At 44.4% G+C, this 12560-nt stretch carries 11 protein-coding genes; 1 reads left to right on the top strand and 10 read right to left on the bottom strand.

Features of this window, described 5'->3' with window-relative positions:
* Nucleotides 1-225 precede the first annotated feature (225 nt).
* The 8 genes from L3V35_RS15205 to L3V35_RS15170 all read right to left on the bottom strand — a co-directional run bounded on the left by L3V35_RS15205 (nucleotide 226) and on the right by L3V35_RS15170 (nucleotide 10087).
* Nucleotides 226-1797 carry a BCCT family transporter gene (locus L3V35_RS15205; RefSeq protein WP_017093820.1) on the bottom strand — a complete coding sequence of 524 codons (1572 nt, stop codon included), beginning with the start codon at nucleotides 1795-1797 and terminating at the stop codon, nucleotides 226-228.
* A 272-nt stretch (nucleotides 1798-2069) separates the two neighbouring features.
* Nucleotides 2070-3668: a BCCT family transporter gene (locus L3V35_RS15200; protein ID WP_237300188.1), complete on the bottom strand. Its 1599-nt coding sequence runs from the start codon at nucleotides 3666-3668 to the stop codon at nucleotides 2070-2072.
* A 169-nt stretch (nucleotides 3669-3837) separates the two neighbouring features.
* Nucleotides 3838-4476 (bottom strand): response regulator transcription factor, encoded by a 639-nt coding sequence (locus L3V35_RS15195; RefSeq protein WP_171316073.1) that lies wholly within the window; start codon nucleotides 4474-4476, stop codon nucleotides 3838-3840.
* Nucleotides 4469-5824 carry a cache domain-containing protein gene (locus L3V35_RS15190; RefSeq protein WP_237300187.1) on the bottom strand — a complete coding sequence of 452 codons (1356 nt, stop codon included), beginning with the start codon at nucleotides 5822-5824 and terminating at the stop codon, nucleotides 4469-4471. The genes L3V35_RS15195 and L3V35_RS15190 overlap by 8 nt, the downstream gene beginning before the upstream one ends.
* 104 nt (nucleotides 5825-5928) lie before the next feature.
* Nucleotides 5929-7212, bottom strand: a complete 1284-nt coding sequence (locus tag L3V35_RS15185) for a TRAP transporter large permease subunit (RefSeq protein ID WP_017083881.1) — start codon at nucleotides 7210-7212, stop codon at nucleotides 5929-5931.
* A 9-nt stretch (nucleotides 7213-7221) separates the two neighbouring features.
* Nucleotides 7222-7794, bottom strand: a complete 573-nt coding sequence (locus L3V35_RS15180; RefSeq protein ID WP_171309127.1) for a TRAP transporter small permease subunit — start codon at nucleotides 7792-7794, stop codon at nucleotides 7222-7224.
* 211 nt (nucleotides 7795-8005) lie between these two features.
* Entirely contained in the window at nucleotides 8006-9100 is a 1095-nt protein-coding gene (locus L3V35_RS15175; RefSeq protein WP_029223544.1) for a TRAP transporter substrate-binding protein, read from the bottom strand.
* Nucleotides 9101-9694: 594 nt separating this feature from the next.
* Nucleotides 9695-10087, bottom strand: a complete 393-nt coding sequence (locus tag L3V35_RS15170) for a hypothetical protein (RefSeq protein ID WP_004733388.1) — start codon at nucleotides 10085-10087, stop codon at nucleotides 9695-9697.
* Between the two features lie 220 nt (nucleotides 10088-10307).
* On the opposite strand from L3V35_RS15170, the gene L3V35_RS15165 reads away from it, so the two are divergent.
* Nucleotides 10308-11123, top strand: coding sequence for a DUF2982 domain-containing protein (locus tag L3V35_RS15165; RefSeq protein WP_237300186.1), 816 nt, complete (start codon nucleotides 10308-10310; stop codon nucleotides 11121-11123).
* A gap of 103 nt (nucleotides 11124-11226) precedes the next feature.
* Here the strand turns inward: L3V35_RS15165 and L3V35_RS15160 are convergent, their stop codons facing one another.
* Entirely contained in the window at nucleotides 11227-11880 is a 654-nt protein-coding gene (locus L3V35_RS15160) for an MBL fold metallo-hydrolase (RefSeq protein WP_237300185.1), read from the bottom strand.
* 100 nt (nucleotides 11881-11980) lie between these two features.
* Complete coding sequence (locus tag L3V35_RS15155) at nucleotides 11981-12529, bottom strand: YcbK family protein (RefSeq protein WP_004733385.1); 549 nt, start codon at nucleotides 12527-12529, stop codon at nucleotides 11981-11983.
* Between the last annotated feature and the right edge of the window lie 31 nt (nucleotides 12530-12560).

Genomic DNA, 12560 nt, shown 5'->3' with positions numbered 1-12560 from the left:
AATTTAATAACGTAATATAATTTTAAGCAAACCATTGGCTTATCGAATGTCAATTACTTGGCTAATCGCCAAATTTAAGACGTTATTTTGAAGGTAATTCCATCGAAATATACTGTTCTCTAGACTGTAAAATAGATACAAAAAAGGCAGGAGAGTTTCCTCTTCTGCCTTTCTTTTTACTTTATATTCGACTTCAACTAAATGGAAAGTCGATTAACGATCAGTCTATCGCTTCTCGGTGCGCATACCCATTAGCAAGCTCACACACATCAGTAATAGAATGATGGTGAATGGCAATGCCGTAGAGATTGCACCCGCTTGCAGAGCTTGTACTGCTTCTGTACCGCCAACCCACAATAGAGCGACTGCGATCGCACCTTCAAGGAACGCCCAGAACACACGTTGAGGCACTGGCGTATCAACTTTACCACCTGCGGTGATGCTGTCGATTACTAGAGAGCCTGAGTCAGACGATGTAATGAAGAATACTAGAACTAAGATAACCGCAATGATTGATAGCAGCGTACCGAACGGTAGAGCATCAAACATCTGGAACATCGCTAGTGATACATCAGTCAAACCATCTTGACCAAGGATACCCACGTTATTCACGATTTGGTCAATCGCCATGCCACCAAATACTGACATCCAAATGATAGTAACAGTCGTTGGAACAATCAGAACTGCTGTGATGAACTCACGAACCGTACGACCTTTAGAAACACGCGCGATAAACATACCTACGAATGGTGACCATGAAATCCACCAAGCCCAGTAGAATACCGTCCAGCCGTGCATCCACGCTTCATCTTCACGACCATGAGGGTTACTCAAAGGAATGATGTTTTCAACGTATGCCATAAAGGTTGTTGGGATAGAACCTAAACTCACCGCATAGCCGATTAGAGCCACTAAGATAAGCAGTAGGAAAGCAACCAACATGTTGATGTTACTGATAACTTTAACGCCGCCATCAATACCGCGAAGCACTGACACGACCGCTAATAACGTTACTACGGTAATAACAACAACTTGTAACCCTAAGCCAGCCTCGATTCCGAAGACATGTTGAATACCACTTGCTGCTTGTTGTGCACCTAAGCCCAGCGACGTCGCCAAACCAAACAGCGTTGCAAGAACCGCCAGAATATCAACAATGTGACCAGCCCAACCCCACGCTCTATCACCCAAGATTGGGTAGAAAATAGAACGAATAGAAAGAGGCAATCCCTTGTTGTAAGAGAAAAACGCAAGTGACAGTGCTACTACGCCATAAATCGCCCAAGGGTGTAGACCCCAGTGATACATGGTTGCACCTAGCGCCAACTTAGCAGCTTCTGGTGTGTTTGGTTCAACACCTAACGGGGTTTCAAACCAACCCGTGAAGTAAGCAGCGGGTTCCGCCACACTCCAGAACATTAGGCCGATACCCATACCTGCGGCAAACAACATCGATAGCCAAGACATGAATGAGTAATCTGCCGTCGCATCAACACCACCAAGGCGGATTTTACCATACGGAGAAACAATTAAGCCTAAGCAGAAAACAACGAAAACATTACCCGACCAGATGAAAAGCCAATCAAACGAATTGATGATCTGGCCTTTAACGCCATCTAGTGCTGCCTTTGCTGAAGCGGTATCTGTAATCAGAATGCCGATCAGGAACAAAGCAATAAGTCCTGCACTGATACCAAATACTGGGTTATGAACATCAAAACCCCATTTTTGGACGTTATCTTGACCGACAGTGTAATCCGTACTGTCGATACTGTATTTATCTATACCTTTAGTCATTATCCCTCTCTACGGAATATTGATAGGGTCTGTTGACCTTACTATCCCTTACTTACTTGTGACTGAATCACAAACTCGAACACACGATCCAAGTAATACAAGCTGTTGTCACAATAATTCAAATACTTGGATGTCTGAAGTTTAGCAGGTTAACTTATTGTTTTCAGTAAACCAGAATCGGTTCGATGGGTTTTCATCCAATATTCACGTAATTACTCAAATTACTGACGAAAAAAAGGCCGAACAAGTCGGCCGTTATTTGAATAATACTTTTAACTCAAAGCATTTTGCTGCTTAACCAATTGATTTTCGGTACGCAAACCTAGCAATAAGCTTAGGCACATAAGCAATAATATGAACGCAAATGGTAGCGCCATTGATACCGTTCCAGCTTGCAGTGCTTGAATGGATTCCGTACCGCCAACCCACAATAGAACCGCTGCAATCGCACCGCCCATCAACGCCCAAAATACACGTTGAGGAACAGGGGCATCAACTTTACCGCCAGAAGTAATGCTGTCGATAACTAATGAGCCTGAATCTGACGAGGTGATGAAGAACACCATAATCAAACCAATCGATACTACAGAAAGCACAGAACTCATTGGCAGCGCATCATAAGTGTGGAATAGAGAAAGCGTAATATCTTGCAAACCATTCACGCCTATCTCACCCACCTTGTTCGCCACTTGATCAATCGCGATACCACCGAAAATAGCCATCCAGATGATGATTACTGTCGTTGGGATGAACAATACAGCGACGATGAATTCACGAATAGTACGACCTTTAGAGATACGCGCGATGAACATGCCTACGAATGGTGACCAAGACATCCACCAAGCCCAGTAGAATACCGTCCAACCCTGCATCCAAGTTTCATCATCACGACCATGAGGATTACTTAGAGGAATAAAGTTTTCAATGTAGCCCATTAGCGCGGTTGGGATTGCTTTAATACCCGCCATACCACCAGCGATCGTTACGAAGATAAGCAAGCCCAAAGCAACCAACATGTTGAGGTTACTTAAAACCTTCACGCCACCGTTAATACCGCGAACCACTGACATTGTTGCTAAGAAAGTGACCACTGCAATAACAATCAGCTGCATGCCAATACCACCATCGGTACCAAACACATGGTTAATACCACTGGTTGCTTGCTGTGCGCCTAGGCCAAGCGATGTTGCAAGGCCAAATAGCGTAGCCAGTACCGCGACGATATCAACGATATGTCCAAACCAACCCCAAGTTCTGTCACCGAGTAGCGGGTAAAAGATTGATCGAATAGAAAGCGGTAAGCCTTTATTGAAAGTGAAAAAAGCGAGGGCTAGAGCAACAACGGCGTAAATAGACCAACCGTGTAAACCCCAGTTATAAATAGTTGCGCCAAGCGCCAACTTAGCAGCTTCAGGAGAATAAGCTTCAACACCGAGTGGCGTTTCATACCAACCCGTGAAGTAAGCTACTGGCTCTGCAACACCCCAGAACATCAAACCAATACCCATTCCCGCGGCGAATAACATCGACATCCAAGATAGGTTGGAGTGCTCTGCTTTGGCATCATTGCCACCTATACGTATCTTGCCATACGGGGAGACAATGAGGGCAAAACAGAAAATAACAAAGATGTTGGCTGCCCACATGAAGAAACCATCGAAGTTACCGATGACTTTCCATTTAATTCCATCCAATGCTGATTTTGCGGTTTCAGGATCAGCGATCAAAAGTGCAACTAGGAAGATGATAATCGCTCCTGCACTGATTCCAAATACTGGGTTATGGACGTCAAAACCCCATTTCTGAACGTTATCTTGTCCTACTGTATAATCGGTATTTTCAATACTATACCTATCTTTTACAGGCTCCATGTTTCCTCTCTAATTTGTAGCGCACAGTTTGCAACATTGCATTCGGCGCTTAAATTTCGAAAAGAAGGATATCAACCTGTCGCAAAAATACTAAAAAAACCGCCAAGAATCAGGCATAAATTACAACTTTAGTAATTAAATTACACATTTAATGTAATTTAGCGTAAGATCACTCTACAAGCCCAGAATTAACAGCATATTTAGCTAGCTCTGCCGTAGAGTGAATATCCAGCTTATGCTTAATGTTTTGTCTATGAGTTTCGACGGTTCGGTAACTGATATTCAGCGCCTTTGCGACCTCTTTACTGCTCTCCCCTTTTGCAACTAATTTCAATACCGCTTCTTCACGCCTGCTCAATGGATTCTTCACAGATTGCGTGGGAGTAATCGGCTGAGTAAACAAATTCTGCGTCACTTTTTCACAAAAATAGGTCGAGCCTTGATTGACCGTTTTGATCGCTTGCACCATTTTTTCAGCCGAAATCTCTTTCAACATATAGCCGACTGCGCCCGATTGCATCACCTTCATGATGTATTCACGGTTGTTATGCATAGTCAGCATCAACACCTTCGCTTCTGGGTCTTCTTCTTTAATCAGATGGGTCGCATCAATGCCGTTCATGATAGGCATGCTGATATCCATCAACACCACATCGGGACGTAAAGACTTAACAACCTCTACCGCTTCTAAACCATTACTGGCGGTACCTATCACACAAATATCTGGCTCGAGTTCCAATCTCGCCATAAAGCCATCCAATACCACTTGGTGATCGTCAGCGATCACAACTCGAATAACTTCACTCATTCATTAATCCCTCTAGTGTCAGTAACACTGTAATTTCCGTTCCGAGGCCAATCTCACTCATCAGTTCAAAATCACCACCGATGAACTCCACTCGCTCTCTCATATTGCGCAGACCGATCCCTCGTTTTTCCATCGCTTTATAGGTGTTGAAACCGACACCGTTGTCTTGGATTAGAAGCTGTAACACGTTGCCAATTTGCTGCGCGATAACCGTTACTTTGGTCGCTTGTGCGTGTTTCTCTATGTTATTTAAGGACTCTTGCACCACTCGATATAAGGTCGTCGCAGCCTCTGATTTCAATTTTCCGGGCCGAGTACTAAACAAGGTTTCAACCTCAATACCCGAGTGCGCCTGAAAATCCAATAACAACGAAGACAGCGCCGCTTCTAAGCCGATATCATCCAAAGAACTTGGGCGAAGTTGATGCGAGATGTGCCTCACCTCTTCGATCGCTCGCATCAATGAATGCTGCGACTTATTCAAATGCGCTTTGAGGTCTTCATTTTGTAACTTATTACCAAGTAGTTCTAAGTGGCAACGACTTGATACTAATAATTGATTAATACCGTCATGTAGCTCTCGCGCTAAATGCTTCTTCTCGTCTTCTTGGAACATCACCGTTTTATGGGCGAGCTCTTTTAAATTATTATCCGCGATTCGATGTTCATGCATGTTAATGGCCAACGTCAGCACGATAATAACCGCCACCGTCACGCTAAGAATCACCACAATCGAGAAGAACGTGGTTTCAATATTTTTGTTGATCGCAGCCTGCATTGAAGCCACTTCTTGGTGCACGTCTTCAATATACAAACCCGTGCCAATCATCCAATCCCAACGCTCTAACCAAGCGGCGTAACTCAGCTTAGAGACCACTTCCCCAGTCGAGGGCTTTTGCCACAAATACTGGTGGAATCCTCCTCCGGTTTGCGCCTCTCTTAGCAGAGCTTCGATCAGAAAGTCGCCATCTTCATCTTGTAATTGAAGCAGATTTTTTCCAATCAATTCCGGCTGTATTGGATGAACCAAATTGGTTCCGTGGCGATCATATGCGAAGAAATAACCATCAGAGCCATACCTAAGTTTAGACAATATGGTTCGAACTTCTTTTTTGGCTTGCGCTTCTTTGATATCGGGGTCGTTGTAGATGTGTTCAATGGCGTCGAATGCGAGGTCGACGGTGTCTTTGAGGGCATTTTCACGCGACTTGATTAAGCTGTCCCTGAAGATCTCAACCTCTTTCGCACCCAACGTCTTGGTTTGGTGTAACGAGATCCAACTTATGCTCGCCGTGACCAGTAGCAACGGGAGTAGCGTCAGCAAAATCAGCTTAGCTTTTAGAGGCATTCCTTTCCCTCACAAAAAACGGCTTACTGAACATCAATAAGCCGTTTTACTTTAGCAATTTATGGATAGCCGTTGAAACATATCATTCACATTCTTGGCTTCACTCACATTCCATAGAAAGAAGGGAAAGCGAGAAGTGATCCAAGTACGAGGATTTGAATCAGAATGAACGGCATCACGCCTCGGTAGATGTCTTTTGTGGTGACGCCTTTCGGTGCAACCCCTTTCAAATAGAACAAACTAAAACCAAATGGCGGCGTTAAGAAGGAGGTTTGTAGGTTCATCGCGATAAGGATAGCGAACCAAGTCATGTTGATACCCATCAGTTCAGCAACAGGCGCAATGATCGGTACGATGATGAAACAGATCTCTACGAAGTCGATGAAGAAACCAAGAATCAAAATCACCAACATGGTAATGATTAAAAAACCCCATTTTTCACCCGGCAACTGAAGCATCCACTCTTCAACCAGATAATCACCGCCAGTATAAGTGAACGCCATCGAGAATGCCGTCGCACCAAGCAAGATAGCAAAGACCATTGCCGTGACTTTCACTGTTTCTTTGGACGCTTCATACACCATCGACCAACTGAATTGACCGTACAGCAAAGCAAGTACCAAGGCACCCGCGCCACCTAATGCAGCTGACTCTGTCGGCGTGGCAACACCCGCGAAGATAGAACCCAATACGACAATGATCAGCGCGAGTGGCGGTACGATAGCTTTCAGTGCATTGATGACTTCTTGTTTACGACTAATTGAGTCATCACGTTCAATCGGCTGAGCCGCTTCTGGGTTAAGTTTTGCGTATATCAAGATATAAACGATATACGCGCCCACCAACATTACGCCCGGCCAAATCGCCGCTTGGAACAAGTCCCCTACTGGCACACCGAGTACATCACCTAATAAGATCAGTACGATAGAAGGCGGAATGATTTGCCCTAACGTGCCAGACGCACAAATAGTGCCGCAGGCTAAGCCTTTGTCGTAGTTGTACTTGAGCATGACTGGCAACGAGATAAGACCCATGGCAACCACAGAAGCACCTACTACGCCCGTTGAAGCAGCAAGCAGTGAACCTACCAATACCGTCGAGATAGCAATACCACCACGAACACCACCAAACAGTCGTCCCATTGACTCTAGCAACTGCTCTGCAAGCTTGGTCTTTTGTAGAACAAGCCCCATGAAAACGAACAATGGAACGGCCATCAGCACCGTATTTTCCATGATCGATTGAATTCGATATGGCATGAAGGCGAACATTTCGATGCCTTCAGCCCAAACACCAAAGATTAACGCGATACCACCAAAGGTGAACGCAACCGGGAAGCCAAGTAAAAGTGCAAACAAGGCTACGAAAAACATTACTATTCCAATCATGTTCAGCCTCTACTTATTCTTTGTGTGAGTATTGTTTGCATGCGTGTTATTTGCATGGATAAGGTGCGGATTAAAAATCTTATTCAGAGAATGCAGAATCAAGCCAACGCCACTGACTGCCATCAGGAAAAACGACAGTGGGATCATCGCTTTAATGATCCAACGATACGGCAAGCCACCGGGATCGCCCGACGTTTCACCCAGGTTATAACTCTCTTTGGCAACATCGATACCAAACCAAGCCACCAGCAAACAAAAAGGAAGCAGGAAGACAACGGTGCCGATTAGATCAATAATCGCTTGCGCCTTGAAGCTGAGTTGTTCGTAAAAAACATCCACTCGCACGTGGCCACCAGCCTTGATGGCATAAGGAACACCTAATAGGAAAACAGCTGAGAAAAGATGCCATTCCATCTCTTGGAAGGCGATTGAGACATCATTGAAGGCATATCTCATGACAACGTCATACACGACGTTCGCGATAAGTAAAATAAACAACATACTGGAAAGCCATCCCAGTGCATCACCGATACGATTAAATAGGCGTTCAATATAAATTAGACTTCGCATTCCCGACTCCATGGAATTTGAAAAGACATCGCGTATTAGAGTTAGGGCAACTAAAACAAGTAGCGCTAACAAGATGCACGACGTAGAAAGGGTTCTTGGGATCTTGTTACAGGATTTATCCTGCTTAATTATTATGGTTAAAATGAACCCGCCGCTTAGTCACTCTTAGTTACCTAACAAGAACAGCTTTGGGTTCATTTAGCTTCAGTTCAACAACTGTCGATTATTTCGCTTGGCTATTTAAATAAGCTCTGTGTGAAATATCCGTCCATGAGCGCACTTGCTCTAGGTAGCTTGCTTGTGAAGCTTGGATCTCTTTTGCCAGTGCATCTTTCTCAGCATGTGCCGCAAGTAGGCGATCGTTCGCTTCTTTCAGTGCCGACATGACTTCTGGTGGGAAATCTTTAACTTGTACGTCTGGGTATTCTGTTTTCATTGAAACCCAGTTCTTGCCACTTTCGTGCGTTGCTTGTGTGTACATGTCGTAAGCCGCTGTACGCATTGCAACACGCAAGATTTCTTGTAGGTCTTCAGGAAGCTTGTTCCATGTACGTTTGTTCACTAGGAATTGAAGCTCTGAACCCGGCTCATGCCAACCTGTGTAGTAGTACGGCGCGATTTTGTGGAAACCCATACGCAAATCAAGTGATGGACCCACCCACTCTAGCGCATCGATTGTGCGACGCTCTAAAGACGTGTAAAGCTCACCAGGGGCAATGTTAGTCGGCTTAGCACCTAGTTCCGCAAGGATCTCACCGGCAAAGCCTGGGATTCGCATTTTCAGACCTTGTAGATCTTCAACGCTGTTGATCTCTTTTTGAAACCAACCACCCATCTGGATATCCGTGTTACCACCTGGGAACGACATTAGGTTGTGTGGAGAGTAAACCTGCTCCATCAACTCCATACCGCCACCGTGATAGAACCACGCGTATTGTTCTGCTGGCGTCATACCGAAAGGCATAGAAGTGAAGTAAAGAGTGTTTGGAACTTTACCTTTCCAGTAGTAAGAGCCTGAGTGACCCATGTCGTATTGACCAGACTTAACCATGTCAAAAACGCCAAGCGGTGCTTTGTGTTTGTTTGCTGAATCGATTCTGATTTGAAGTCGACCATTCGACATCTTCTCAGCCATCGCAGCCATGTTTTTGGTTGCATCACCGAAAACAGGGAAGTTTGGTCCCCATGTTTCAGCGAGCTTCAAGCGATAAACCTTATCAGCAGCAGTGGCGCCAGTTGCGACCAAAGCTAAACAAGCCGCTGCAGTAACCGCAACGTTTTTAAAAACTCGTGTGAGGGAGTTAGAAATGAGACTCATGTTCACGTCCTTTTGTTGGATTAACACTCTTTCTGTGAGTATTTTTTATGGTTCAACATAAGAGTGCACCTTGATGAGGCAACTAGATATCAGGGAGAGCACGCACGACAGACCCACAAAAACTGCGTATTAGACCAAAGGATTACGTAGAACTACGTAGGAAATAATTGAGTTATGTCGGTTTTAAAGGACTTACTCTATTCATCAGGGGAATGCTTATTGATAAGTACCTAAGTATTAATAATTAAATATCGTTAACAATTGATTGCCATTTCGTGATGAGGCTCTATTCACACCACAGATCAAATACGCACCTGAATGCATTCAATCCATGAGGATCAAGGTTTCACAGAATCCGACGCCCTACTTTGGTGCTTACTGATTCGAAACAAGGGACACGCGAAAGACAGAGGAATAACGGAAGGGGTCAGCCGATTGGAAATAAGGCTTCTGAGACTAGGTTCGAATGCTAGATTTGAATATGAGTATGGGTTTGGGGGATTTGGGTTTGGGTTTAACATGATCCGCCAGATACAAAAAAGCCTCGAAAATCGAGGCTTAAAAACTTAACGAAGCGAATGTAATCCCACAGGATTAGATAGCTTTGTAGATAACCTTGTTACCTGCAAGTTGCTCTTTCGCTACTAGGTTTTCTTCAAGAAGTTTTTTCAATGCGCCTGTTGCCCATGAAGCTGCTTTCGCGTCTTCTTGACCAGCTGCTAGGCCGATACCTTTAGGGTTAATGCCTTCAGCATTGCTAACAACGATGTCTAGAACTTGTTGTTGCTTAGGAGTCAGTGCTACTGCAACTTCTTTAGTTGCTGCTACTGCTTTCTCTACCGCTGGTTTTGCTGCTACAGTTTTTTCTGCTACAACTTTCTCTGCGACAGGCTTCGCTTTTTTCGGCGTTGCCACTGCTTTAACTACAGCCGCTTTAGTGCGTTTCTGCAGTTTAGCCTGCACCTTACGCTTATGAGCAAGTCTCATTGAATATTTCTCCAGTTCACTGCTCTTTTCGCAGTGGTGAAAATTTGAAGCGCGATTTATACCAAAAAACAGGAGCTATTTGTAGAGTGAAGCGCCGAAAGTCGACGAAAAATACCGATATTGTCTACTAGCGTCTATTATTTAATCATCGACTTATCAATTCAGGGTCATATACACTGGTTATCCATCCAGACAAAAATATGAAAACTTGGTGTTGCCTATGGACACTCGTCACCTTACAAATTTCTCTTTGCCTTCGTTCACACGTTCGTACCGTATTCTGGCCGTTGTTTTAGGCTTCCTTTGCTTGATCGTTGCTCTGTACAGTGACAATCCAAAGTTACTGATCGTGGGTGCATTTTGCATTATTGCCCTACTCGGAACTGGCTATTATTTAATGTTGCGCAGCAGAGTGATGTTCACTCTCACACCGACTCATTTTCAGCAGCATTTTTATAAAGGTGGGTGGGTTTTAAAGTGGAGCAATATTGAAAAGATTGGCCTATGTACTTACGAACAAGATGGGTGGCATCAACCTCTTCCTTGGGTTGGTATCAAGGTTAAAGATTACTCGCCCTACCTCGATTCAATTTGCCCTAAAATCACTTGCGAATTATTGCTGAGCCAGCGAGCACTTTTATATCTGGGCGCCAAGCAAGCGGGTAAAGAGTCAAACTTTGAAGATATGGTTCTCGACTCATCGCATTACCATGCGCGCTGCACTGAGAGCGGTTGTGTGGAACTAAACAGATATAAAGAGTCACAAAATACTGACGAGGTTATCTTCAACGATAGCCAAACACAGACTAGCCCAGGTTCATCCCATGAATCGAAATCCCATAAATCGAATGCGCAAAACGCAGTGATTAAAGACTATTCAGGATTGCAGGCGATGCTTGCGAACAGGATGAAATATCAGAGGGGTTTCCACGGTTACGATATTTTCATATCAACTCAAGATTTGAATATGAGTGGAGAAGAGTTTATTGGACTGGCACGACGCTACTTGGCGGCTGCCGAGCGTCTTTCTGATTAAAATTAAACAGGTTTAAAAATAAACTCGTACGCAATAAAAAAGCTTAGCTTTCATAGGAAAAGCTAAGCTTCATTTTCAATCGTTCTTCTATTAAATCATAGACCTAGTACAGAGGCATTTCATCCGCTACGAATGGGTTTGATGCGCGCTCACGGCCAAATGTCGATTCAGGGCCATGACCCGGAACGAATGTTACGTCGCTTCCTAGTGGCCAAAGCTTAGTCTTGATTGAAGCAATCAGCGTGTTGAAATCACCTTGAGGGAAATCCGTACGACCAATAGCACCGTTAAATAAAACATCACCAACAAACGCCATGCGCGCTTGCTCGCTGAACAGTACAACGTGACCTGGCGTATGACCCGGAGTATGAATCACATCAATCACTTGGTTACCAAAATTAACTTTGTCGCCCTCTTCCAACCATGTGTTTGGTTCAAAAGCTTTACACAATGGGAAACCAAACATCTGGCTTTGATTCTCTAGACCTTGAAGCCAAAAGTTATCGGCTTTATGCGGGCCAACAATGTTCACGTTCAAGATCTCAGCAAGCGGTACAGTGCCACCCACATGGTCTAAGTGACCGTGCGTCAGGACCAAGTTCACCACTTTAATACCTAGCTCTTCAATGATCGCAGCCAGCTGTTGAACGTCACCGCCCGGATCGACAACGATGCCTTCCATTGTCTCATCACACCACACGATTGAGCAGTTTTGAGAGAAAGAGGTAACAGGGACAACTTGATACTTGAGAGACATATACAAACCTTAAAGGGCAAACTGAAATTTGGGCAAACTATGACATTGGATGTCTACTTTGACAAGTCCCTACCGTTTCGCTCTCAATTTAAGCTTAGCGCTACCAGCTGCGAACTGGGCCAGTATCGATATGGATAAAGTTGCTACGTGCATAATAACCCACACCACCCGCGTTCAGGCTTTTGGCTACGTCTCTTAATTCTTTTAGGTTGACGCCATCAATACGGAAATCAATCGCTTTACCCAACATGTGGTAGCTCTTCTTAGCTACGCCACTCGACTTAGAGCGCAATGCTTCATTGGTCGCTGGAGAACGGTAACCAGAGATGATTTGAACTTCTTTTTGAATACCCAGAACATTTTGAATCTGTGTGATCTGGTCAAACAGGTTCTTGTCCATCGGATGAATTTCGTTGCGGCGGAAATCACGGCACAATTTGCTTAAACGAGCCATTTCATCACCAACATAGTTAGTGCCATCGAAATAACAAGTCTCTAATCGTTCACCGGTGTGAAGATTGTTCATACTAATCGTTCTTGGTTGATCAGGGTATGAAGCAAAAGCGATAGAAGGAGTAATTGAGGCGACAACAGCGGTACCACCAGCGTAAGTCAGAAACTGACGGCGTGAAAATAAACTTTGAGACATACAGCAAAAAAACCAATTAGATCGAACGAAA

Source organism: Vibrio sp. L5-1 (genome assembly GCF_021728315.1).
Classification (GTDB): domain Bacteria; phylum Pseudomonadota; class Gammaproteobacteria; order Enterobacterales; family Vibrionaceae; genus Vibrio; species Vibrio splendidus_K.
The sequence above is the reverse complement of the archived record's forward strand: the minus strand, read 5'-3'. Positions and strand labels throughout refer to the sequence as shown.